23 protein-coding genes and 1 pseudogene are annotated in these 22,657 nt (G+C 61.6%); 12 read left to right on the top strand and 12 right to left on the bottom strand.

Annotation, left to right across the window (positions count from 1 at the left end; genetic code table 11):
- Positions 1-36: 36 nt before the first annotated feature.
- The 3 genes from NKI95_RS10720 to NKI95_RS10710 are packed head-to-tail and all read right to left on the bottom strand — an operon-like array spanning position 37 to position 1,690.
- Positions 37-672 carry a glutathione S-transferase family protein gene (locus NKI95_RS10720; protein ID WP_352716557.1) on the bottom strand — a complete coding sequence of 212 codons (636 nt, stop codon included), beginning with the start codon at positions 670-672 and terminating at the stop codon, positions 37-39.
- Positions 669-1,391, bottom strand: coding sequence for a Rieske 2Fe-2S domain-containing protein (locus tag NKI95_RS10715; protein ID WP_352716555.1), 723 nt, complete (start codon positions 1,389-1,391; stop codon positions 669-671). Before NKI95_RS10715 ends, NKI95_RS10720 begins: the two co-directional genes overlap by 4 nt.
- The gene (locus tag NKI95_RS10710; RefSeq protein WP_352716553.1) at positions 1,388-1,690 is read right to left on the bottom strand and encodes a hypothetical protein; all 303 of its coding nucleotides are present in this window, start codon (positions 1,688-1,690) and stop codon (positions 1,388-1,390) included. Before NKI95_RS10710 ends, NKI95_RS10715 begins: the two co-directional genes overlap by 4 nt.
- Before the next feature lie 223 nt (positions 1,691-1,913).
- Between NKI95_RS10710 and add the strand changes: the two genes are divergently transcribed.
- The 8 genes from add (at position 1,914) to guaD (ending at position 11,593) form a co-directional block, all read left to right on the top strand.
- Positions 1,914-2,954, top strand: a complete 1,041-nt coding sequence (add, locus tag NKI95_RS10705) for an adenosine deaminase (RefSeq protein ID WP_352716551.1) — start codon at positions 1,914-1,916, stop codon at positions 2,952-2,954.
- A 27-nt stretch (positions 2,955-2,981) separates the two neighbouring features.
- Positions 2,982-4,103, top strand: a complete 1,122-nt coding sequence (locus NKI95_RS10700; protein ID WP_352716550.1) for a BMP family ABC transporter substrate-binding protein — start codon at positions 2,982-2,984, stop codon at positions 4,101-4,103.
- 115 nt (positions 4,104-4,218) lie between these two features.
- Positions 4,219-5,823, top strand: coding sequence for an ABC transporter ATP-binding protein (locus NKI95_RS10695; RefSeq protein WP_352716760.1), 1,605 nt, complete (start codon positions 4,219-4,221; stop codon positions 5,821-5,823).
- Positions 5,824-5,825: 2 nt separating this feature from the next.
- Complete coding sequence (locus NKI95_RS10690; RefSeq protein ID WP_502909145.1) at positions 5,826-6,878, top strand: ABC transporter permease; 1,053 nt, start codon at positions 5,826-5,828, stop codon at positions 6,876-6,878.
- 10 nt (positions 6,879-6,888) lie between these two features.
- Positions 6,889-7,824 carry an ABC transporter permease gene (locus NKI95_RS10685; RefSeq protein ID WP_352716548.1) on the top strand — a complete coding sequence of 312 codons (936 nt, stop codon included), beginning with the start codon at positions 6,889-6,891 and terminating at the stop codon, positions 7,822-7,824.
- A gap of 7 nt (positions 7,825-7,831) precedes the next feature.
- Positions 7,832-9,232 (top strand): 8-oxoguanine deaminase, encoded by a 1,401-nt coding sequence (locus NKI95_RS10680; protein ID WP_352716546.1) that lies wholly within the window; start codon positions 7,832-7,834, stop codon positions 9,230-9,232.
- A 29-nt stretch (positions 9,233-9,261) separates the two neighbouring features.
- Entirely contained in the window at positions 9,262-10,119 is an 858-nt protein-coding gene (locus NKI95_RS10675) for an aromatic ring-hydroxylating dioxygenase subunit alpha (protein WP_352716757.1), read from the top strand.
- 106 nt (positions 10,120-10,225) lie between these two features.
- Entirely contained in the window at positions 10,226-11,593 is a 1,368-nt protein-coding gene (gene guaD / locus NKI95_RS10670) for a guanine deaminase (RefSeq protein ID WP_352716544.1), read from the top strand.
- A 76-nt stretch (positions 11,594-11,669) separates the two neighbouring features.
- Here the strand turns inward: guaD and NKI95_RS10665 are convergent, their stop codons facing one another.
- Together NKI95_RS10665 and NKI95_RS10660 are read right to left on the bottom strand one after the other, a co-directional pair.
- Positions 11,670-12,725 (bottom strand): alpha/beta fold hydrolase, encoded by a 1,056-nt coding sequence (locus NKI95_RS10665; RefSeq protein WP_352716542.1) that lies wholly within the window; start codon positions 12,723-12,725, stop codon positions 11,670-11,672.
- A 338-nt stretch (positions 12,726-13,063) separates the two neighbouring features.
- Complete coding sequence (locus NKI95_RS10660) at positions 13,064-13,648, bottom strand: glutathione binding-like protein (RefSeq protein WP_352716541.1); 585 nt, start codon at positions 13,646-13,648, stop codon at positions 13,064-13,066.
- A 457-nt stretch (positions 13,649-14,105) separates the two neighbouring features.
- On the opposite strand from NKI95_RS10660, the gene petA reads away from it, so the two are divergent.
- Genes petA through NKI95_RS10640 form a run of 4 tightly spaced genes read left to right on the top strand, consistent with a single transcriptional unit; the run spans position 14,106 to position 18,373 of the window.
- Entirely contained in the window at positions 14,106-14,582 is a 477-nt protein-coding gene (gene petA, locus NKI95_RS10655; RefSeq protein WP_352716539.1) for a ubiquinol-cytochrome c reductase iron-sulfur subunit, read from the top strand.
- Between the two features lie 16 nt (positions 14,583-14,598).
- Positions 14,599-15,894, top strand: coding sequence for a cytochrome b (locus tag NKI95_RS10650; RefSeq protein WP_352716537.1), 1,296 nt, complete (start codon positions 14,599-14,601; stop codon positions 15,892-15,894).
- Positions 15,895-15,917: 23 nt separating this feature from the next.
- Positions 15,918-17,435, top strand: coding sequence for a mechanosensitive ion channel family protein (locus tag NKI95_RS10645; RefSeq protein ID WP_352716536.1), 1,518 nt, complete (start codon positions 15,918-15,920; stop codon positions 17,433-17,435).
- Between the two features lie 26 nt (positions 17,436-17,461).
- Positions 17,462-18,373 (top strand): pirin family protein, encoded by a 912-nt coding sequence (locus NKI95_RS10640; RefSeq protein ID WP_352716535.1) that lies wholly within the window; start codon positions 17,462-17,464, stop codon positions 18,371-18,373.
- 66 nt (positions 18,374-18,439) lie between these two features.
- On the opposite strand, the pseudogene NKI95_RS10635 reads toward NKI95_RS10640, so the two are convergent.
- From NKI95_RS10635 to NKI95_RS10605, 7 genes and pseudogenes are all read right to left on the bottom strand, one after another.
- Positions 18,440-18,869, bottom strand: a pseudogene (locus NKI95_RS10635) (DUF1810 domain-containing protein).
- A gap of 41 nt (positions 18,870-18,910) precedes the next feature.
- Positions 18,911-19,192: a GNAT family N-acetyltransferase gene (locus tag NKI95_RS10630; protein ID WP_352716533.1), complete on the bottom strand. Its 282-nt coding sequence runs from the start codon at positions 19,190-19,192 to the stop codon at positions 18,911-18,913.
- 54 nt (positions 19,193-19,246) lie between these two features.
- The gene (locus NKI95_RS10625) at positions 19,247-19,981 is read right to left on the bottom strand and encodes a sensor histidine kinase (RefSeq protein WP_352716531.1); all 735 of its coding nucleotides are present in this window, start codon (positions 19,979-19,981) and stop codon (positions 19,247-19,249) included.
- Between the two features lie 128 nt (positions 19,982-20,109).
- Positions 20,110-20,547 carry a CBS domain-containing protein gene (locus tag NKI95_RS10620; protein WP_352483844.1) on the bottom strand — a complete coding sequence of 146 codons (438 nt, stop codon included), beginning with the start codon at positions 20,545-20,547 and terminating at the stop codon, positions 20,110-20,112.
- 137 nt (positions 20,548-20,684) lie between these two features.
- Entirely contained in the window at positions 20,685-21,206 is a 522-nt protein-coding gene (locus NKI95_RS10615) for a carboxymuconolactone decarboxylase family protein (RefSeq protein ID WP_023674208.1), read from the bottom strand.
- A 273-nt stretch (positions 21,207-21,479) separates the two neighbouring features.
- Positions 21,480-22,127, bottom strand: coding sequence for an HD domain-containing protein (locus tag NKI95_RS10610; RefSeq protein ID WP_352716529.1), 648 nt, complete (start codon positions 22,125-22,127; stop codon positions 21,480-21,482).
- 50 nt (positions 22,128-22,177) lie between these two features.
- A complete protein-coding gene (locus tag NKI95_RS10605) occupies positions 22,178-22,579 on the bottom strand; it encodes a cupin domain-containing protein (RefSeq protein ID WP_352716527.1) in 402 nt (133 codons plus the stop codon).
- Between the last annotated feature and the right edge of the window lie 78 nt (positions 22,580-22,657).

Genomic DNA, 22,657 nt, shown 5'->3' with positions numbered 1-22,657 from the left:
TTTGCTGCCAGCCTCGTTCTCCTTGAATGTTGGGCGTCAATGGTAGTCGGGGATGCCCGGCATGGTCATGAAGCCGGGAAGCGCGCGGAAGCGACGCGCCCAGCGGCGCAGCGCCGGATACTCGTCATGGTCGACGCCGAAATCGCGGCTCAGCGCAAAAGCCGGAAAAAGTGCGATGTCGGCGATAGTCGGGCGGCCCGCAGCGAACCATTCTTTCTTCTCGAAACCCCGCGCGGTCATATGGTCGTCCATGGCGCGGAGCGCGTGCGCGGCACCGGCACGCAGCGCAGCCTCGTCGCCGGCGGCACCGAACATGGCATGGCGGCGCGCGGCGCCGGCAACGCCGAGACCGCCGGCCGCAAAGAAAAGCCACTGCATCACCTTGGCGAAATCCGCACCATCCGCCGGCAGCCATGCACCCGTTGAATCGTGGCTGCGCGCCAGATGGGCGATGATGGACTCGGCGCCGAACATCGTTACCTCGTCGTCGCGGAGAATGGGCAGGCTGCCCGTCGGGTTCATGGCCAGGAATGGCGGCGTCTTCTGCTCCGCCCCCGGAAATGCATCGACTGCAACGGTCTGCCATTCCAGGCCGAGCATGGAAAGCGCCAGCCGCACCTTGTAGCAGTTTTCGTCCAGCTCGTAGTTGTAGAGCGTGATCCTCGCCATCATGCGGCCCGCGTCGTCGAGGTCGCGCCGGTACGCCCGGTCTCGAGATGATGACGCAGCTCGCTCGTCCAAGCGAAGAAATGCTCCTGCCCCTTGCCGGCATACTTGGCTGCCGGTCCGTCAATCACGACGTGCAGGGCCGATCGTTTGCCGGTTAGTTCCTGCAGGCCAAGAAGCAGCGTGTCTTCGCCGACCGTCAGGCTGAACAGCATCCCGCTCAGCGCCTTCAGATCAGCCACCCCGGATCCGCCGGAGAAGGGCGTAGGCGGCATGGCCTTCACGACATCGATCACCATCCCGGCGGGACTGTCGAGATACAGGCTGCGGACCGGCACCACCTCCTCTGGCAAGGCAGGCAGTTCGGGCAATGCTGCTGCCGGGTCCAGCGCCGTCCAGATCATGCCAGCCGCCTCGGCCGAGCTATAGGCAGACACGGTAATGGACGCCGGCACCCTGAGATCGGGGTGGGCCGGAATGAATCGGCACTGGCCGGCCGCATCGTACTGCCAGCCGTGATAAAGACAGGCGATATGATCGCCGCGGACAAAACCGAAGCTCAGCTTCATACCGCGATGCGGGCAGCGATCCTCCCACACATGCGCTTCGCCGCTGTTGTCGCGCCACACCACCAGTTCGTTTCCACAAAGGCGGGTCCCGGCCGAACTGCCCGGTTCGATCGACCCCGACAGCGCCACTGGGTGCCATCCAGCCTGTATCGTCATTCTGCGTCTTCCTCTCTGGAATATCCCCGAATTTCGGCCCGTTCGCAGTCCATCACCAGACAGTCGATTGGTCCCAGGCTACATGCCATCTCGAAGGCATCGATGAGATCGGGCTGGCCCGAAACCTGGACGACAAAAAAATCGTCCGCGGCTTCGTGCACCAGCAGATCGAGATTGAGCCGAGCGGCACGCCTGTCGGCGAACTCGCTAAAGCTCGACGACACCAGTTGGCCGACGAAGCGCAGGCGCGTTGTTTGAGGCGGAGGCGCAAGGTTCTGCGCTTCCAGTAGGTGCTTCATGCCTATATTTCTCCCGGCCTGCACATTTTTTAAGCAGTTTTCGATTGTGTCTAGTTAGGCATCATTTTTTGGCTTGTGCAAGCCCCGTTTCCCTGACATCTGTTGCGTATCAGGTGATCGGACAGTTGGAAAAAGCCGCGATTATCGAACAACTTGACAGCCGTCCGTCGCCCAAGAAAACCAGGTACGGCTTGGGATTGCCGGTCCGGGCGGGTGAGCGTCGATGTCGTTGTCAAGTTTTATTCAGCTTATACCCAAGGTCGAGTTGCACTTGCACCTCGAGGGTGCCGTCTCCACAGAGACATTCGCCGAGCTGGCGGCGCTGAACGCGGTGTCGCTGCCGGACGGCAGACCGACATCGGAGCTCTACAGCTACGGCAACCTGCTGGATTTCCTGAAGATTTACGATCTGGTTTGCGCCTCGATCAGGACTGCGGACGATTTCTCTCGCATCACCTTCGAGGCACTGGAGCGCTGCGCGAAGGCGGGTGCGCGCTACGTCGAACTGTTCTTCAGCCCGCATGCGCATCTGGCTCATGGCGTGGCCTATTCGACAATGCTCGAAGGCATCCTCGACGGCTTTCACCGTGCGAAGGAGCGCTATGGCCTCGTAGCGAAGCTGATACCGGCGCATGCGAAGCCGCTCGGCGCGGCAGGTGGCGAGCGCTTCCTGGACATGGTTCTGGCCGAGCGCCCGGCTGAGGTGATCGGCATCGGCTTCGATTACGACGAACGCCCGAACCCACCGCCGATGTTCGCGCGCATAGTCGAGCGGGCGCGGGCGGCCGGGCTCAATGTCACCAACCATGCGGGCGAGGACGGCCCGGCGGGCTACGTGCGCGATACCATCGACATCCTCGGCCTGAGACGGGTCGACCACCGCGACCACGTGGTCGACGACCCGACACTGATGGAGCAGTGCAGGGAGATGGGCATCGTCTTCACCTGCTGTCCGAGCACGACGCTGGCCACCACTGTCTGGCGCGACCTCTCCGCGCCCGACCATGCGATCCGCAGCATGATCGAGGCCGGGCTTACCGTGACGATCCACTCCGACGATCCGCCCATGTTCGGCACGACGCTCGACCGCGAATACGCGCTGATCGTCGAAAATTTTGCGCTCGGGCCGCCGGCACTGAAGCAGATCGCGCTGGCTGGCCTGTCCGCCGCATGGCTCGACGACGACATCAAGCAGGCATGGCTGGCTGACTGGTCGGCAGAAATCGACCGCTTCATGGAAACCGAACTGTCTCTCCCGAACTGAACACAACACGGAACAAAGGACCGAAGCATGATCGACCTGCACAATCTCTCCCGCCGAGGCTTCCTGAACATGGGCGCCGCAGCCGGCGCCTCGCTGCTCCTGCCGAAATCCGGCCTTATCACGCCTGCGCATGCACAAACGCCGCTCGCCGCCGTAGCCGAGGAAAACGCGGTCATCGCCTTCGGCCACACCGGTCCGGTGACCGATGAAGGCTGGACCTGGAGCCACGACCAGGGCATGAAGGCCGTGCAGGAAGCGTTCCCGAAGCTGAAGACGCTGTTCGTCGAAAGTATCCCCTATTCGGCCGACGCGACCCGCACCTTCCGCCAGTTCGTCTCGGAAGGTGCCAATATGGTGTTTGCCACCTCCAACTATGGCGACTTCCTCTACGACGTGGCCAAGCGTTCGCCGGACGTCGCCTTCTATGAATGCGATGGCCGCAACCCGCTCGAAAATCTCTCGACCTATTACCTCGCCCACTGGTACCCGACCTACGTCACCGGTGTCGCCGCGGGCCTGATGAGCAAGAGCGGCAAGCTCGGCTACGTCGCCTCCTTCCCGGTTCCGTCGGTCTTTTCCGGCACCAACGCCTTCCTGATGGGCGCCCGTTCGGTCAATCCCAACGCTACGATGCAGACCATCGTCATCAACTCGTGGTTCGATCCGCAGGCTGCCACCCAGGCCGGCACCGCGCTAATCGACAACGGCGCCGACCTTCTGTTCGGCATCATGGACGAAGCCGGCTATCTGCAGGTGGCCGAGCAGCGCGGCGCGAAGGCTGTCATGTGGAATACCGACATCCGCCGCTACGGGGCGAAGGCCTACGTCTCCTCGATCGCCATCGACTTCAAGAAATTCTATGTCGACCAGGTGCGCTTGCGCCTCGAAGGCAAGTGGACGCCCTCGCAAACCATCCTGCCGATGGGCGGCGGTATCGACCGCGATGCCTGGGGTGAGACGGTGCCCCCGGAGGTCGCAAAGCAGGCCGATGCCGTGCGCGACAAGATTCTCGGCGGCTGGAGCCCGTTCGAGGGCGAGATCAAGGACACCAAGGGCGACGTCAAGGTGGCTGCCGGCCATCGCATGACCGAAGAGGAACTCTACAACTGGGATTGGTCGATCGAAGGCGTCAGCGGCCTCCAAGCGTGATCCCGAAAGATTGCAGAGTTTTCGGATAGACTATGCGGCAGAAGGCAAAGAGCTAAGCAGGATGAATGATTTTGTTCCAGTTCATCATGCTTCGAGCGAGCACCGTTACGGCGGCATGGAGGTGTCGTCCACCTCCCCTGGGCGTTACGAGCCGGGCTCCGGCGCGCCGCCGCTCGTGCTGCTCAAGGGCATCAGCAAATATTTCCCCGGCGTCGTTGCCAACCAGGATGTCGACCTGGACGTGATGCCGGGGGAGATCCACGCCTTGCTCGGCGAGAATGGCGCCGGCAAGTCGACCTTGATGAACATCCTCACCGGCATCTATCAGCCGGATGCCGGTGAGATCGTCGTCGACGGCTATGCCAAACGTTTCGCGTCTCCAGTCGATGCGATCTCCGCCGGTATTGGCATGGTCCACCAGCATTTCAAGCTGGTGACCGCCTTCACGGTCGCCGAGAATATTCATCTCGGCTGGTCCGAAACACCCCAGCGTATTGGCTCGTCCGTGCTCGAGGCGCGGACTGCCGCACTGGCCGAGAAGCTGAACCTCGCGGTGCGGCCATCCGCGCGCGTCGCCGATCTTTCGACCGGGGAGCAGCAGCGCGTGGAAATCCTACGCGTGCTCGCGCGCAACGCCCGCGTTCTGATCCTCGACGAGCCGACTGCAGTGCTTACTCCGGCGGAGGCGCGCGAGCTCTTCAAGGCGCTCAAGCAGTTCGTGTCCCGGGGCAATGCGGTGGTCTTCATCAGCCACAAGCTCGACGAGGTCCTGGAGATATCCGACCGCATCACCGTGCTGCGCGGCGGCCGCAAGGTGGCCACCGAAAAGACCGCGGACTGCAGCGAGAAGATGCTGGCGCGCCTGATGGTTGGCCGTGAGATCGTGCTCAGCAATCTGCGTGCCAGGCAGCCGGGCGCGGCCGGCATCTCCGCCGAGCCGGTGCTCAGCCTCAAATCCGTCGTCGCGCGTGATGACGTGGGCGGCATCCTTCTCGACGAGGTTTCGCTCGACATCCATGCCGGCGAGATTCTCGGCATCGCCGGTGTGGCCGGCAACGGCCAGAAGGAGCTGACCCAGGTCGTCACCGGCTTACGGCCGATCCACTCCGGCCAGATACTGCTCGGCGGAAAGGACGTCACGACCGCCGGCGCGGTCGATTACGCGAAGTTCGGCGTCGGCCACATTCCTGAAGACCGGCTGCACAGCGGCCTGGCGCCGGCGCTTTCGATCACCGACAACGCCATAATCCGCGAATATGCGTCGGCGCCTGTTTCAAAGGGCTTCGCGTTCCGACCGCGCCTTGCGGCTGCTCTCGCGCGCACGATCGCCGAAGCGGCATCCGTTGCGGTGCCCGATTTCGGCATGCCCATGCGCAACCTTTCCGGCGGTAATCAGCAGCGCCTCGTCGCACGCCGCGAGATGCGCATCGCAAGCAAGGTTCTGATCGCCGCCTATCCGAGCCGCGGCCTCGATGTCGGAGCGATCAACACGATGATGAACTACCTCGTCGAATTGCGCGATGCCGGCGTCGGTGTGCTCTTCATTTCCGAGGAGCTGGAAGAGCTGTTCAACCTGTCGGATCGCATCGCCGTGATGTTCCATGGCAGGATTATGGGCGCGGTGGAGACTGCCTCCACCGACATCGAGGAAATCGGCCTGATGATGGGCGGGCAGATGCGGTCCAGCGCTGGCGCCCAGGCCGCTGCCGGGAAGCACTGACCTTGGCGATCAAGCTCCAGCGCGTTCCATCCGCGCAGCCCTCCGTTGCCTTTGCGGCACGTGCCCTGGCGATCGTGCTGGCGCTGGTGGTCGCCGGCCTGGTTCTGGCTGATCGCGGCAATGCTCCCATCGAACTCGCCTGGGAGGTGCTCAGCTCGACTTTTGGCTCGAGCTTCGGGCTGGAAGATGTCGGGCTTCTGGTCACTCCCCTGATCCTCACCGGCCTGTCGGTCTGGGTGGCGCTGAGAATCGGCGCCTGGAACATCGGCGCGGAGGGCCAATTCTATGCCGGCGCCTTCAGCGCCACGGCGGTCGCGCTGTTCATTCCCGGCCCGACCTGGCTGATCCTGCCTGTTATGTTCATCGCTGGCGCGCTCGGCGGGCTGCTCTGGATACTGGTGCCGACGCTGGCGCGCGCCTACGCCGATGTCAGCGAACTTATCACCACCCTGCTTCTGAATTTCGTGGCGACGCTGATGGTCTATTATGTCGCCACCGGCCCATGGCTCGACCCGAGCGGCCACGCGCTCGCGACCACTGCGCGTCTGCCGCATGACGTGCCCGAATTCTGGGGTATCGTGCACTACGGTTTCCCGCTGGCGATCCTGCTCACCTTTGTCATCGCAGGACTGCTCAACTACACGCGCTGGGGTTACGAGGTGCGGGTCGCCGGGTCGAATCCAAGCGCGGCGCTTTATGCGGGCATGCCGTTCCGACGCCGCCTGATCGTCGTCCTGCTGATGTCGGGAGCGATCTCCGGCATCGCCGGTATGCTGGAAGTAGCTGGCACGGTGCATCGCCTGCAGGGCGGCATCTCCAACAATTTCGGCTATCTCGGCATCATGGTCGCGGTGCTGGCGCGCGGTTCCTCACTTGGCGTGCTCGCGGGCGCGGCTTTGATGGGCGTCATCCTGAATTCGGGCATCATCCTGCAGACGCAAGGCATCACCGTTTCAGCCGTGCTCGCCATCACCGGACTGATCCTGTTCTTCACGGCGATCGGCAACGAACTCGCTCACTACCGCATCACGCGGACCGAACCGGCCGCGAGCTGAGGAAACACCCATGGACATGATCGCCGGACTGATCCAGACCTCCATTCTCGCCGGCGGCGTGCTGGCGCTGGCGGCGCTGGGCGAGACGCTCTCCGAGCGCGCCGGCGTCGTCAATCTCGGCGTCGAAGGGCTTATGGCGCTCGGTGCAATCACTGGCATCGCGGTCGTCGTCGCCACGCCGCACCCTATGCTCGGCTTCGTCCTTGCGCTTGCCGTCGGTTTCCTCGTCGGCTGCGTCTTCGCTGTTGGAACCGTCGTCGTCAAGGCGAACCAGGTGTTGTGCGGCCTGGCGCTGACGCTGATGGGCACGGGCATGGCCGCAACGATCGGTCGCGCCTATTCCGGCATGCCGGCGCCGGCGACTTTCGCGCCGATCGCTATTCCCTATCTTAGCGACATCCCGCTGCTCGGTCGCGCGATCTTCACGCAGAACATCCTTGTCTACCTGATCTACATCGTCCTGCCGGTTGTGCTGCATTACATCATGTTCCGCACGCGCCACGGGCTGAACATGCGCGCGGTGGGCGAAAACCCCGCGGCAGCCGACGCCGCCGGCATTTCGGTGCAAAGCATCCGCTTCTGGTATGTCGCCGCGGGTTCGGCGCTGGCGGCCGGCGCCGGCGCTTACCTCACGCTTGCCTTCGTTCCCTCCTGGTCGGAAGGCGTCGTGGCCGGCCGCGGCTGGATTGCCGTCTCTCTCGTCATCTTCGCAGGCTACCGGCCCCTCAACGCCGTGCTGGCCGCTCTGCTGTTCGGTCTCATCACCTCGCTCGGCTTCGTCGGCCAAGCACGCAACTGGCCGATAGCGGCGCCGATCCTGTCGATGCTGCCCTATCTCGGCACGATCGCCCTGATCATCGTGCCGGTGCTTGCCTGGCAGCGCATGCGCCGGGTAATGGCCGCGCCGGCTGCTCTCGGCGAACCCTATTTCCGCGACATGCGTTGAGACGATCATGCCCCGCCTGCTTGTCAAGAACATCGATCTGCTCGCCACCTTCGACGATACGCGCCGCGAGATTTCCGACGGCGCCTTGTTGATCGACGGCAACGTCGTCGAGGCGGTCGGCACCACCGCGGAACTCAGTGCCTCCAGCGCCGACGAGGTGCTCGACCTGTCGGGTCATGTCGTCATGCCGGGCATGGTGAACACGCATCACCATATGTACCAGAACCTCACCCGTGTGATGGCTCAGAACGACGAGCTGCTTGTCTGGCTGAAGACGCTCTATCCGATCTGGGCCGAGCTCGACGACGATGCGATAGGCGTCTCTGCGCGCGTAGCGATGGCCGAGCTCATCCATTCGGGCTGCACGACCAGCTCCGATCACCTCTACATCTTGCCCAACAACTGCACGCTCGACGCGACGATCGGTGCGGCCCGCGATATCGGTCTGCGTTTCCACGCTGCGCGTGGAGCCATGTCGCGCGGCGAAAGCCAGGGCGGCCTGCCGCCGGACCGCTGCGTCGAAAAGGAAGAGGATATCCTGAAGGATGCCGAACGGCTGATCGGCAGCTATCACGACGCGTCGCGGCATTCGATGAGCCGCATCATCCTGGCTCCCTGCTCGCCCTTCTCGGTGACTCCGGAGTTGATGCGCGATGCGGCATCGCTGGCGCGCAGCCACAAGGGCGTGAACCTGCATTCGCACCTTGCCGAAGAGCTTTTCGAGGAGAAGTACTGCCTCGAAATCTATGGCAAGCGGCCGGTCGAGTTCGCCGAATCCGTCGGCTGGCTCGGTGACGACGTCTGGTTCGCCCACTCGATCTTCATGACCAGCGACGAGATCGACCGCTTCGCCGAAACCGGCACCGGGGTCGCCCATTGCCCGTCGGCCAACATGCGCTGCGGCCAGGGCATCGCGAAGATCCGCGAGATGCTCGACAAGGGCGTGAAGGTCGGCCTTGGCGTCGACGGCTCGGCCTCGAACGACACGTCGAACCTGTTCATGGAAGCGCGGCTGGCGCTGATGCTTCAGCGTGTCGCGCCGCACCACTATCTCTCCGAAAAGCCCGGCGGCCGCGGCGGTTTCGGCGGCACGCCGACGGCGCTGTCCGCGCGCGAGGCCCTCGAAATGGCGACGCGCGGCGGCGCTGCCCTGCTCGGCCGCAATGACATCGGCCATCTCGCGCCCGGCATGTGCGCCGACTTCATCGCAGTCAAACGCAGTCAGCTCGGCCTTTCCGGCACCGAGCGCGACCCGCTCGCCGCGCTGGTGCTTTGCGGACCCTTCAAGGTCGACTATTCCTACATCAACGGCCGGCAGATTATCGCGAGAGGCGACTTCGCCTCCTTCGATGTCGAGGCGGCGATGGCCGACCACCGGGCCGTGATGGACCGCATCTATCGGCAGTGAGACAGCACAGGAAGGACGCAACAATGACCATGAAGCGAGCTGCGGAGCAGGCGGCCCTCGATCAATGGTATTGCATTGACGCGCTGAACGAGATTCCGGTTGGCACGATGCCGAACCGGCTTTTGGGCATCGATCTGTTGGTAGCCCGCGATACGGCAGGCGCGGTCAATGTGTCGCGCGCCGGCGACGGCAGCCAAGTCCCGGCCAAGGAACGCTACGGCTATCTATGGATCACGCTCGGCATGCCGGCCGGCGATGTGCTGTCGATCCCGGAGGCCTATGAGGACGACCGCCGGCCTGTCGTTTGCGGCGCGATCGCGGTAAAGGCGTCCGGCCTCCGCATCGTCGAGAATTTCCTCGACATGGCGCATTTCCCCTTTGTCCATACCGACATATTGGGCGCCGAGCCGCACACGGAAGTGCGGCATTACACAACCGAAATCCGCCGCGACGTGGACGAGGTGTGGGCGACCAACTGCGAATTCTTCCAGCCACAGGCAGCACTCTCGGCGACCGGCGGCATCATGACCCAATACATGTATCGGGTCGCCAATCCTTTCGCGGTGATGCTTTACAAGACCTGCCCCAACTCGGCTACCCGCTGGGACGTGATCTGCCTGTTCGTGCAGCCCCTTGATCCGGACCGCTGCCGCGCTCACCCCGTCATGTTCCTGATCGACGACGTGTCGACCACGACCGAACTGGTGCAATTCCAGCAGCTCATCTTCCTGCAGGACCGCATCATCCTGGAGAATCAGCGCCCGCTTCTTTTGCCGCTCGAGCCGCGCACGGAAATCCCGACGCGGGCCGACGGCTCGTCCATCGCCTATCGCCGCTGGCTGAAGGAGAAGGGCATCAGCTACGGCACGACGGCGCAAGCCGCATGAGTGGCAGCCCCTCCGATATTGCTATCGGCATCGACGGGCGGGCATTCGCGAACGCGCTCTGGCGCTGCCCGGCCGCAGTGCTTAGCTGTTCTTCGGCGGAGGACAGGTGAGCAACCTGAACGGCAAGACGCTTCTGGCCAGCGGCTTTCACGCGCCGGAGCGCGGGCTCGTGGAAGAGTTGCGCCATGCCCTGATCGCAGTCGATCAATCAGGCATCATCGCCTCGGTGCTGCATCCGCATGATGCCGGCTATGACGAGGGGGTGGAGGCCGCACGCCGGACCGGCGCGCTGGCGACCTTGCCGGCGCAGAGTTATCTGCTGCCCGGCTTCGTCGATCTTCACGTGCACGCGCCGCAATATCCGCAGCTCGGCCGGGCGCTGGACGTGCCGCTCGAGACCTGGCTTCACAAATACACGTTTCCCCTGGAGGCGCGCTACGCCGATCTCGCCTTCGCGCGGCGCAGCTACGGCCTTCTGGTCGACGACCTGATCGCTGACGGCACGACCACAGCGCTCTACTTCGCAACCATCCATCAGGACGCGACAAGGCTGCTCGTCGACATTTGCCTCGAACGCGGACAACGTGCGCTGGTCGGCAAAGTGGCGATGGACAATCCCGACGAGTGCCCGGCCTATTATCGCGATACCTCGGCGGACGCGGCCATCGATGGCACGCGCGCTGTGATCGACTACGTGCATGGGCATCCGGACAATGCCGCGGGACGGGTAAAGCCGGTCATTACTCCGCGCTTCATCCCCTCCTGTACCGACGCCGCCCTCGAAGGCCTTGGAGCGCTCGCACAGGAATGCGGCTGCCATGTGCAGACGCATTGCTCGGAAAGCGACTGGGCGCATGGCTACGTGCTGCAGCGCCACGGGATCAGCGACACGTCGAGCCTTGATCGCTTCGGCCTGCTGCGCGCCGGCAGCGTGCTCGCGCACGCCAACTTCATTACGCCTGCCGACATGGAGACAATCCGTGTGCGCAAGGCGGCCGTGGCGCACTGCGCCGTTTCCAACGCCTACTTCGCAGGCGCCGTGTTCCCGTTGAGGGCGGCCCTCGAGAAGGGTGTCAAGGTCGGGCTCGGCACCGATATTTCCGGGGGACCGAGCGCCTCGATGTTCGATGCGATGCGCGCGACGGTCATGTCGTCGCGCATGCTGGAAACCGGCACCGACCCGGCGCTAGCGGCCGAGGCGCGCGGCACGGCCGGAACAGCACGCGTCGACTTTCGCGAGGCCTTCCACTTGGCGACGGCAGGCGGCGGCGCGGCACTCGGCTTGCCTGTGGGACGATTCTCGCCTGGCTACCATTTCGATGCGATCCTGGTCGACACCGCCGCGCCCAGAGGCACAATTCACCTGTGGGACGAACTCGACGACGGCGACGGCATCCTTCAGAAGATCGTCTACTCCGCTTCCAGGGCCAACATCGCGTCGGTCTGGGTCAGCGGGAGAGCTGTTCTCGCCTAAGCGGACGGAAGGCTGTGCCGAGAACCCGAAATCTTCCCGTGTTATTCCTTACGGTCGGGGCACGTCATGGACTTGATCAGTATTCGCCGACGTCAATGACAGCCTGGGCAAAGGCTTGCGGGGCTTCTTGAGGCAAGTTGTGGCCGATACCGCCGGTGATGATCCGGTGCGTGTATCTGCCCGAGAATTTCTTGGCGTAGGAACTGCTGTCGGGATGGGGTGCGCCATTGGCATCACCCTCAAGGGTAATGGTCGGCACTGTGATCACGGGAGCTTCGGCCAGCCGGTTTTCCAGAACGTCATATTCCGGCTCGCCATGTGCCAGGCCGAGCCTCCAGCGGTAATTGTGAATGACGATGCTGACGTGATCCGGGTTGTCCAAGGCTGCGGCGCTGCGCTGGAAGATGTCATCGTCGAAATTCCACTGCGGCGAAGCGAGTTGCCAGATGAGTTTGGCGAAATCGCGCGTGTATTTCTCGTAGCCGGCGCGGCCGCGATCCGTGGCGAAGTAATACTGATACCACCATTGAAGCTCAGCCTCCGGTGGCAGCGGCACCATGCCGACCTGCTGATTTCCGATGAGATAGCCGCTCACCGAGACGATCGCCTTGCAACGCTCCGGCCAGAGCGCGGCAACGACATTGGCCGTTCGAGCGCCCCAGTCGCAGCCGGCGATCGTGGCCTTCGCGATCCCCAGCGCATCCATCAGGGCAATCGTATCCGCGGCGAGCGCCGACTGCTGGCCGTTGCGCATCGTGTCGTCCGACAGGAAGCGCGTAGTGCCGTAGCCGCGCAGGTAGGGCACAATCACGCGGTACCCCTTTGCGGCAAGCAGGGGAGCGACGTCGGTGTAGGTGTGAATGTCATAAGGCCAGCCATGAAGCAGGATCACAGGGGCACCTTCGGCGGGCCCCAGTTCCGCATGTCCGACGCTCAGCTTTCCGGCATTGACCTGCCTGAGCGAGCCGAACGCGTTCTGCGTGGCTTGCGTCGCAGATGCCCTCGCCTCGACCATCCAAGTGGCTGCCGGCGCGCTCAAGCCGAGTTCGGTGGCGGCGAACGTCATTGCTGTTGCACCAACAATGCGCCGGCGGCGATGATCGACCGTCTCGGGAGCCTTACTCGCACTCATGATGAAGCCTCTATGATGACCAACAAGCGGGAACGACTAGACCGCCGGCCGCATCGGCCGACAGGAAATATTGCGTTTATTTCGACGGTGACTGCGGCGAATCCAGGATTGTAACCACTCTGCCAGGAGGCCGTGCGGCGAGCTCTGACTGAATGTCGGTAAGGTCCAGCGTTTCCTCGATTTCGCTCCGGAGAAATTCGAGACGTAGGCCATCCCGGCGCTTGGAAGCGGCTGGATGTAGCATCCGCAGAAACGGCAGCATGACAATGACTCCTGACCTTCTGTTGGGGCGAGAGAATATGTTGCGTCTGATCTTGTGCTCGGAGCCACCCCCGGCTTTAGACGAGGCCCTCACGATCCATTGCGATGCGCACAGCCGGTCGGGCAGCCATTCGGGCGCGAAGCGCTTGCAAAGGCGCGGGAACAGGGACGTGGAAGCGCGCCGCCCAAAGCAGCATCACGAAAAGATAAAAATCCGCGACGGTGGGTTTGTCGCCGAACAGATAGTCGGTCTCGAGCCCGTCAGCGAAGAACTCGAGTTGGCTCGTAATCGTCACGCTCGCCTTGGCCTTTTCGGTATCGCTGCTTTGGTGCCACATCGGCTTGAAGCTTCGGTGTATTTCAGTTGAGACGTAGGCCAGCGCTTCGAGAAGGCGGGTACGGCCCAACGGCCCCGCCACTCCCAGTGGCGGGTATTGCGACGCAATCCAGTCGAGGACGGCGATATTTTCCGTCAGCGTTTCGCCGCTATCCAGCATGAGGGCTGGAACGTAGCCCTTGCGCGTGACGGTAGTGAAATCATCCCCGGAGCCTGTTCGTTTGGTCTTGAGGTTCACACTTTCGCGCTCGAAGGAAACACCAGCCTCTTCCAGTGCGATGTGGTCCGCCAGGCTGCAGGCGAGAGGGCTGTAGTAGAGTTTCACCGCTTTTCCCTTTTCTGAACCCGATTGAATCGGCGCAATTGGTCGTCGCCGGGCGGAAAACCTGCCACGCAAGACACCGCTCCAAGAATTCGCACTTGGCGGGGACGACGACTACGACACCGACAGCTAGACGTGCCTATGCCGAGGTATGGTCGGGCTGAAGTTCGGGATCGCCGTGCGCAATGCCGGGGCATATCCCAGCTCAGTGGCCAACGGTTATCTGGAGGAATCCAGAGCCTTCCATGATGACATCATCGACAGCCCGACCAGTCCTTCGCTCAGGAAATCCTAAACGAAAGTATTGGACGCACGTGCCGTTGGCACGATGGCTCACACCCGGCCACGGCCGGCATATTCCGCGCGACATAAGCAGACTGGAAAGGCGAAAGCCGTGGCCTGCTTTTGCTCGATTGCCACCAACGCGATGAAGCAGCTTCCAACAATAGGAGTCGCCATCATGGCCGACCTTTCCGAAACCTCCAAAGCCGAGCACACATTGAGCGTCGAAGCGCCCGCCGCGATCGAGGTCGACGTCTCCTCGCTGACGCCGGGAACGTCGCTGATCGTCGACTGGCACGGCAAGCCGGTGGTCGTGCGCAACCGCACCGAAAAAGAGAGGAAGGACGGCCAGGCAGTCAGTCTCGCCGAGCTCAAGGATCCAATTGCCCGCAACGCCAACCTGCCGGCCGATGCGCCGGCAACCGACGCCAACCGAACTATGCCGGGCAAGGAAGCCTGGGTGGTGATGGTCCAGGTCTGCACCCATCTCGGCTGCATCCCGCATGGCCAGGAAGGCGATTTCGGTGGCTGGCTCTGCCCTTGTCACGGTTCTCAATACGACCCCGCCGGCCGCATCCGAAAGGGGCTGGCGCCCGAGAACATGGCGGTACCGGTGTTCCAGTTCGTTTCCGACACCAAGATCCGCATCGGTTAAGGCAGGGGGCATTTCGATGAGCGGCGACAAACACTCGACCTATACGCCCAAAACCAGAATCGAACGTTGGTTCGACGCCCGCCTGCCGCTGCCGCGGCTGGTGCACGACAGCTTCATCGTCTATCCCGTCCCGCGCAACCTGAACTACGCCTATACGTTCGGCGGCATTCTCACGATCATGCTGGTTTCACAGATCCTGACCGGCATCGTGCTGGCGATGCATTACGCTCCGGATACGGGGCTGGCCTTCAATTCGGTCGAGAAGATCATGCGCGACGTGAATTCGGGCTGGCTGCTGCGCTATCTCCATTCCAACGGCGCGTCGTTCTTCTTCATTGCCGTCTACCTCCACATCTGCCGCGGGCTCTACTATGGTTCGTACAAGGCGCCGCGTGAGCTGCTGTGGGTGCTCGGTTGCACCAATCTCCTGCTGATGATGGCGACGGCCTTCATGGGCTACGTGCTGCCTTGGGGACAGATGTCGTTCTGGGGCGCTACTGTTATCACCAACTTCTTCACGGCCGTCCCACTGATCGGCGACTGGCTCCAGCAGCTTTTGCTCGGTGGCTTCGCGGTCGATAATCCGACGCTGAACCGCTTCTTTGCGCTGCATTACCTGCTGCCATTTGTGCTTGCGGGCGTGGTGACCTTGCATATCTGGGCGCTTCACGTCGTCGGCCAGAACAATCCGACCGGCATAGAGGTCAAATCGAAAACCGATGTCGTGGACTTCACGCCCTATGCCACCGTCAAAGATGCCTTCGGCATCCTCGTGTTCCTGTTCTTCTTCGCCTATTTCGTCTTCTACCTGCCGAACTATCTCGGCCATCCCGACAACAACAGCATCGCCAATCCGCTGAAGACGCCGGCCCACATCGTGCCGGAATGGTACTTCCTGCCGTTTTACGCGATCCTGCGGGCCATCACGTTCAATATCGGGCCGATCGATTCCAAGCTCGGCGGCGTGCTCGCGATGTTCGGCTCGATCGCGGTGCTGTTCCTGGTGCCGTGGCTCGACACCTCGACGGTGCGCTCGGCGGTCTATCGCCCCTGGTACAGGGTGCTCTTCTGGCTGTTCGTTGCCAATGCCCTCTTTCTCGGCTGGCTCGGCTCGCGACCGGCGGAAGGCGCATACGTCGTCATGTCCCAACTGGCGACGCTTTACTATTTTGCGTTCTTCATCATCGCCATGCCTGCGCTCGGGCTGATCGAAAAGCCGCGACGGCTGCCTAATTCGATCACCGAAGCAGTTCTCGAAAAAGACAAGGCCAGCGGCAGAGGCCCGATCGCCGGGCCGGAGACCAAACGTTGAACTGGGCATGGCGGTGATCGTTCATGAACTGGTGGAACTCTCCTCTGGTCTACATCGTGTTGCTCGGCCTCGCCGGGATCGTCGTTTGGACCCTCATCCCCAGACGCTTCGCCAATGCGAAGCTGGTCGTCCAACTCGGCTTTTTCCTCGCGATGTCGGCCATGGTTGTCGACCTGCGCGTCATTCCGTACGAGGCAGCAGGGGACAACGAGACAACCGGAGGAGCGGTCCTCACCGGCTCGGTCAAGCTGCTCTGGTGGGTTCACCTTGCCTGGGCGCTAATCGGATTTGTCCGTATCTATCTCGTCTTTGAGCGAAAGCCGCGCGAGGCACGTCTCCTGCAGGACGTCGTGGTCGGTGTCGTCTACGCTGGAATGTTCCTGTCGATCCTGGCGTTTGTCTTTGCAGTGCCGGTCGGAACGCTCATTGCCACGTCGGGCGTCTTTGCCGTCATCCTGGGACTGGCGCTCCAGAATACGCTTGGTGACGTATTTTCGGGGATCGCGCTTAACCTCGGCCGCCCTTACGTGCTTGGAAACTGGATCATTCTGGGCGACGGAACCGAAGGCCGCGTTGTCGAGACCAATTGGCGGTCGACTCAACTCCTGACCCCGACCCACAATGTCGTCGCACTGCCAAACAGCCTTCTCGCCAAGATCGGGGTAACAAATTTAAGCGGTCCGGACGAGAGCCATGGACTTGCCGTGACCGTCAAGGTGGCGCCAACGAAGACGCCGGCGATCATCATAGATCTCATGCGCACTGTCTTGCTGAGCTGTAATTCAATCCTCCAGGACCCTCCGCCTTCGGTTACCATCAGAAGCCTGGATGCCGCAGCTATCGAGATAGAGTTGTCGTTTCGCGTCGCAAGTATTGACCAGCGAAGTGCCGCTCGGAACGACATCTTCGATCTCATTTATCGCCATTCAAAGTCGACCGGCATACTGCTGGCGCAGCCACTTTCGGCTTCGATTGCCATGACCAACCGGCCGAGCGACGAGACGGCAGCGTCGCAAGGCTTCACCCCAATCGAACTCATTAATTCCATACCGGTATTCTCGGCACTGACGGGTACCGAGCAGGAGTCGCTCGCCAAAGCGGCCTCGGTTCGCAGCTACCACAAGGGCGAGATCGTCGCACGACAGGGAGAGATGCTGCCGTCGCTCATGATCGTACGGACGGGAGTCATCGTCCGGCAAATTGGCGAGGACGATGATCAACTGCAGGAGATCGGCCGGCTTGCACCTGGCGATTTCTTCGGCGAGACCGGCTTGCTCGCCGGCATTGGCGAGATGTCAAGTTTGCGGGCAATGACCCCTGTCACGGTTTACGAGATAGACCAGGAAAGCTTTGCGCCGCTGCTGCACGACCGGCCCGAAATGGCCGAAGATCTTGCCGCGATCCTGTCGATGAGGGTTTCGGCTTCTAATGAAAGCGGCATCGCCGGACAGCACCACGCGAGCTCCAAATTCGCGCTCCTCAATGCCATTCAGACGGTCTTTCGCGCCGCTCCGTTCAAGCGCGTTCGAGCACCTGGCTGACAAGGCATGCAGAAGGACAGAGATCCATGACCACCCGCCAAAGCGATATCACAGGCATCGATACACTCATCCAGCCGGCTGTCCGTGATTTTGCCGACGGACTGAAGATAAGGCGTGTATTGCCCTCCTCGAATCGCCTCATGATCGGGCCCTTCATCCTGTTCGACCATTTCGGCCCCGCCATATTCGACGCAGGTCACGGTTTCGATATGGGACCGCATCCGCATATCGGCGTTGCGGCCGTGACCTACCTGATCGATGGCGAGATCGTCCATCGGGACAATTTCGGTAAAGTGCAGACCATCCGTCCTGGCGAGGTCAACTGGATGACGGCCGGGTCGGGCATCGTCCATTCCGAGCGCACGCCACCGGAAGTCCGGGCCTCGGGAAGCAATCTCTTCGGCGCTCAGGCTTGGATCGCCCTCCCCTCCCGCTATGAAGAAATTGCTGCCGATGTCGCACATTTTGGCGCCCCCGAAATACCGAGGATCTGTGCCGACGGCATCGAGTTTGCGTTGATCGCCGGCGAGTCCGACGGGTTGGTCTCGCCGGTAAGGACGTTCTCCGACATGGTCTATGCCGAAATTGTGCTCACGAGCGGTGCCCGATACCAGGTGAAACCCGAACACCGTGAGCGTGCGATCTACATCGTCGCCGGTGAGGTTGGAATTGTCGGCCAGCTCGGTACGTTTCATGAGGCTGAATTGATAGCTCTGGCGCCCGGCGCTGAGATTGTGCTCCAGGCGCCTGCCTTCCATGCGGCGAGACTAATGCTGATAGGAGGTGAGCCCCTGGCCGAGCCACGTCATATCTATTGGAACTTCGTCTCCACTTCAGCCGAACGGATCGAGCAGGCAAAGGCGGATTGGCGCGAGGGCCGCTTCCCAGGCGTGCCGGGAGAGCACGAGCTCATGCCTCTGCCAGATGGCAGCGTGTGAGGGATAAGGCAGCGGATGGTGACCTCTGCGCCGCGACGGCTTTACGCCGGTGGCGCAGGCAGACCACTAGGACATCAAGTAGAGATCGTTCATCGTTTCCTCATCGAGCAAACCGTCGAACCAGACGTCGAAGATTGTCTCGAGCAGGAACTCGTCGTTGCTTGCTTCGGAAAACAGCGTGAGAGACGCGTGCAACTTCTTCATCAACCTCACCGAAGGCTGCGCGAGCGCTTAGGCCGGAGAGCCGCTGCAGGGTGCCAACGCATTCCCGATAACGGCCTCCGAGAATCGGAAATGAGAGATAGGCGCTGGCCTCGTCGAGCGATGCGATTGCATATGGCTCAGGCGCAGTACCGCTTCGCCTGGTGGCCAACCTTGGAAAGATGAACTCCATGTAGGGAGTGCACATCATTCCTTGACGGAGAATAGCCAGCGCGTCGTCGTAGACCGGATCCTGTGCGCTGACGAACCTCTGCAAATCATACTCGTCGTGCATTTGGATGGATCCCTGGGAAACCCTCAACATTCGTGCCCTGACTAGCCGTCGACGACATCCGCGTAGTCCGGGTGCTTGGCGAAAAAACGGCTCATGAAGGGACATTTCAAGATCGCTTTACGGCCGGTTTTGCGGAGCAGTTCGAAGGTCCCTTGGGCCAATCGCGACGCGATCCCTTGTCCGGAAAATTCCGACGGGACTTCGGTGTGTATCAGCGCGACCTTCCCGCCTTCGAGCCGATAATAGGCCGCCGCAAACATATCGCCGGCGATCGGCAGCTCGAAACGGTGCTGTTGGACGTTTTCAACGACTTGTGCATCCATCTTTATCTCTCGATTGTATGTCACGTCTGTCACCGGAGGGAGATTGGCCGGCCGCTATCGCACCGCAGGCAACCGCAGAGTGACGGTCGTGCCTGCCCCAAGCGTGCTCTGAATATCGATGCTTCCGCCTGACTGCTCGGCAAAGCGCTTCACCATCGGCAAACCGACGCCGCCGAGGCCTTCGCTTTTGGTGGTGAAGAACGGATCGAAGGCGCAGACCATTGTCTCGCTGGTCATCCCAATACCGTTGTCCGCGACACGGATATCTACCTGACCGGCGGTAGAGCTTTCAGAGGCCAAGCCGGCATCGATCGAGATGAAACCGCCGTCAGGCATTGCATCGCGGGCGTTGAACAGAAGATTCAGAACCGCATTTTGCAATCCAAAGCGATCGCATCTCACCAAAGGCAGGTCGGACCCAACCCGAAGCTCAAGACCGAAATTGGCATCCAAGGCGCTCCGCACGAGGGTTTCGATCTCAGCCAGGCAAGCACCTACGTTTGTGCATTCGATTTCCGCGCGGCTCTCTCGGGCCAGGCTGATGGTTTGCCGGACAAGGTCCCCAGCCCGTTCCAAAGCCGTTTTGGCGCCGGCAATTACAGGCCCAAGCGCCGGAGCCGCTTGGATGCTCGGATCGCGGGCCAGGTGGTTCAACGCCGACGAGGCGACCTGAATGAGATTGCCCAGGTCATGGACAATGCCGGCGGTCGACATTTGCACGGACATACCACTTCCAGGACCATCGGGCGGGCTGTCGAAGACATCCTCTTTTATGTCCGGACGAAACATTTCATTCCCCCGTTGGCTTAGTCGACACCTATTTGCTTCAATACGCTATAATTTACGGCATTTATTGTCTATTATATCTAAGACGACTCCAACACATCCTTATGTATATTCAATCGCGAGACCATGATCTATTGATAGCCGATCCCGCTGATATAGTTGGCAAGCAGCCGTTCCTGCAGTTCCTCTTGTTTGAAGAGCGCCTTCATCGCATCACGGATATCGAGGACGCCTAGTGGTTTCGAGTCAGCCCCGAGCACCGGCACATTCTGCAGGCCTTGCGCGGCCATGGTCTGCCAGACTGAATGAAGATCATCGTCGGGACCACAGGACACGATGGACCGGCTCATCAATGCCGCAATCGGCGCTTCTGTTGGCCCTGAATTCGCCAGATGGCGGACAAGGTCGGACTTGCTCAGCACGCCTGCCGCCTCCCCACTGCCGTGGCACACCACGACCAGGCCTATTGCGGGCCTGGAAAGTGAGAGTGCTGCACTGCGGAGTGGAGCGTCGACATCGATCACCATGAGACGGGCCGATATTACTGGATGCAGACTGTCAATGCGCATGACGCCCTCCTGAGAGCGCCTCGCGGCCGCGGCCGGGAGGCTGGGATCGGTTCCAGGGTTTGGTCGCCGAGGTCGGCGCCCCTGCCTGGCCGTCAGAATGGCGCCCAAACAAGCGCCATTCTGACCCATTCCAAAGATTAGCTTAGTGCTGCTTTGCTCAGGCCAAACTTCGCATCCCCCGAGCCCGGGACGGGTTTGAAGCCGATGTTCAGACGATTCCAAGAATTGACCGCCATGACAACGAAGGTCAGATCGGAAATCTCCTTCTCGGAAAGCTGCGACCTGACCCGATCGTAGATCTCGTCCGGGACACCCTGCTCGGGCAGCTTGGTCAAGACTTCCGTCCATGCCAAGGCTGCACGCTCGCGAGGAACGAACAAGGTCGAATCCCGCCAGGCTGCCAGGTGGTAAAGGCGCAGTTCGCGCTCGCCATGGATCTTCGCCTGTTTGACGTGCATATCGAGGCAGAAGGTGCACCCGTTCAGCTGCGCGGCTCGGACTGCAACAAGGTCGCGGATCGGCTCTTCGATCGACCCCTCTCGCGTCGCACCAAGAAATTCAATAAATTTCTTCAGAAGTTCTGGCGACTGCTCCGCATAACTCGCGCGTTGGGCGACAGCTTTTCCTTTCGGAGCGACCGGTGACGCTGCAATATTCATTACTTATCTCCTTGAGGTGTTTGCAATCCATTGCAGCATAAGGATGACCGGTGAGCCAAACTGTTGCTATCCTGCCGATGATATGTATTGCCACTCGATTGGTTTGGGGCGCCTAAACCGAAGTATAGTAAGCGGTGGAAATTGGCACCCTGAACGCTGCCCTCGGCAATTCGCTTTGCCGCAGGCATGCGACAGGCGCACAGCGTTTGGGTCATATGAAGGGCTCGGCTGAGCTGGCCGGCGTCGATCGAGAGACCTGGATCGAAACTGCCCTCACTCTTCGAAGGGAGTGTTCATCACAAGATCAACTGCTGAAGGCGCCTTGTAGCCGGAGACAAAGCGCTCGCCGAAGTCCCGGGCAAAGTTGTCGTAGGTGGTTTCGGGCCTGATCTCGGCGATATGGCAAAAGCATCGCGTCATCCGCCGCTTCATCCCGAGGCGCGGAAATTCGGCAACGATCTTTGCAATCTCAGCTGACGAAACGAGGCTGTATTGCAAGCCGACGACATCGAGGCAGATGCCGGCTGTGCACAGCGCCACCTCAGCCTCCTTGTAAAGGCCGATCGATGGCGTCGAGTTGAGGGCGACGCTGTCCCAGATCAATTGGGCGCGCCGCTCGTCGAAGCCGCCTTCCCGAACGAAGGTGCGGGCAAGATCGGCGCCTTCCACTTCGAAGCGGCGCGGCCCGGCGAAGTCCTCATTGAGCGTGACGTCATGCAACAGGGTTGCAACGGCAACAACCTCCGCGTCGTGCTGGATACTCTGAATCTGTCCGATCCGGGCCGCGAAAAGCCAGGATCGGACCACGTGGTTGAACAAGTAGGGTTCACATCGCTGGCGGGCATGTTCGATCGCTCGGCCAACAAGCGGTGTATCGGGGACCGAAATCCCCGCAAGTGTGCGGCTGGCGATCGAATTCATGTCACTGACGTCCCTTCGCATACGCCCCGATGGTCCCGGCGGCTACGATTTCATTTCGCGTTCGTCGTCAGTTCCGTCTCGCTGGTGTCAACGACGAAAATAGCAAGCAGGCGGGCACGTTCGGTCTTGCTGGCGTTTTCGCTGACGGCATGACGATCGCCCGGAAATTCCGAGAAACTTTCGCCGGCGCGATAGGTCGTCACCGGGCCATCGTTGACCTGGCTTCGCATAGCTCCCTCCAGGACCGTCGCGTAAATGAACGCGGAGTTGGGATGGGTGTGGGCCGGCGATGTTCCGCCCGGCTCGTATTCGACCAGCACGGCTTTCATACTCTTGCCGGGCACGTTTGGAAGAGCCTGGTCGTAGACAAGCTTCACGCTTGCGTCATCGGCCATCGCTGCAGTGACAGAAGCGGCGGTGAGCGCCGCCGCGCAGAGAAGTGTTTTGATCATGTCTGGTCTCCTTGTTGAAATACGAATGGTAAGAGAGTGCTGATCTGATGGATCAGAGGATCGGCGTTCGCTTTTGTT

It is taken from the genome of Mesorhizobium sp. M0306 (assembly GCF_040321655.1).
Taxonomy (GTDB): domain Bacteria; phylum Pseudomonadota; class Alphaproteobacteria; order Rhizobiales; family Rhizobiaceae; genus Mesorhizobium.
The sequence above is the reverse complement of the archived record's forward strand: the minus strand, read 5'-3'. Positions and strand labels throughout refer to the sequence as shown.

Coding starts and splice junctions, on each gene's coding strand:
- NKI95_RS10685 (WP_352716548.1), top strand. CDS start 6,889: ATGGACATGATCGCCGGACTGATCCAGACCTCCATTCTCGCCGGCGGC.
- NKI95_RS10680 (WP_352716546.1), top strand. CDS start 7,832: ATGCCCCGCCTGCTTGTCAAGAACATCGATCTGCTCGCCACCTTCGAC.
- NKI95_RS10710 (WP_352716553.1), bottom strand. CDS start 1,690: ATGAAGCACCTACTGGAAGCGCAGAACCTTGCGCCTCCGCCTCAAACA.
- petA (WP_352716539.1), top strand. CDS start 14,106: ATGGCCGACCTTTCCGAAACCTCCAAAGCCGAGCACACATTGAGCGTC.
- NKI95_RS10645 (WP_352716536.1), top strand. CDS start 15,918: ATGAACTGGTGGAACTCTCCTCTGGTCTACATCGTGTTGCTCGGCCTC.
- NKI95_RS10620 (WP_352483844.1), bottom strand. CDS start 20,547: ATGCGCATTGACAGTCTGCATCCAGTAATATCGGCCCGTCTCATGGTG.
- NKI95_RS10720 (WP_352716557.1), bottom strand. CDS start 672: ATGATGGCGAGGATCACGCTCTACAACTACGAGCTGGACGAAAACTGC.
- NKI95_RS10605 (WP_352716527.1), bottom strand. CDS start 22,579: ATGATCAAAACACTTCTCTGCGCGGCGGCGCTCACCGCCGCTTCTGTC.
- NKI95_RS10665 (WP_352716542.1), bottom strand. CDS start 12,725: ATGAGTGCGAGTAAGGCTCCCGAGACGGTCGATCATCGCCGCCGGCGC.
- NKI95_RS10640 (WP_352716535.1), top strand. CDS start 17,462: ATGACCACCCGCCAAAGCGATATCACAGGCATCGATACACTCATCCAG.
- NKI95_RS10715 (WP_352716555.1), bottom strand. CDS start 1,391: ATGACGATACAGGCTGGATGGCACCCAGTGGCGCTGTCGGGGTCGATC.
- NKI95_RS10630 (WP_352716533.1), bottom strand. CDS start 19,192: ATGGATGCACAAGTCGTTGAAAACGTCCAACAGCACCGTTTCGAGCTG.
- NKI95_RS10700 (WP_352716550.1), top strand. CDS start 2,982: ATGATCGACCTGCACAATCTCTCCCGCCGAGGCTTCCTGAACATGGGC.
- NKI95_RS10675 (WP_352716757.1), top strand. CDS start 9,262: ATGAAGCGAGCTGCGGAGCAGGCGGCCCTCGATCAATGGTATTGCATT.
- add (WP_352716551.1), top strand. CDS start 1,914: ATGTCGTTGTCAAGTTTTATTCAGCTTATACCCAAGGTCGAGTTGCAC.
- NKI95_RS10650 (WP_352716537.1), top strand. CDS start 14,599: ATGAGCGGCGACAAACACTCGACCTATACGCCCAAAACCAGAATCGAA.
- NKI95_RS10610 (WP_352716529.1), bottom strand. CDS start 22,127: ATGAATTCGATCGCCAGCCGCACACTTGCGGGGATTTCGGTCCCCGAT.
- NKI95_RS10625 (WP_352716531.1), bottom strand. CDS start 19,981: ATGTTTCGTCCGGACATAAAAGAGGATGTCTTCGACAGCCCGCCCGAT.
- NKI95_RS10615 (WP_023674208.1), bottom strand. CDS start 21,206: ATGAATATTGCAGCGTCACCGGTCGCTCCGAAAGGAAAAGCTGTCGCC.
- NKI95_RS10695 (WP_352716760.1), top strand. CDS start 4,219: ATGGAGGTGTCGTCCACCTCCCCTGGGCGTTACGAGCCGGGCTCCGGC.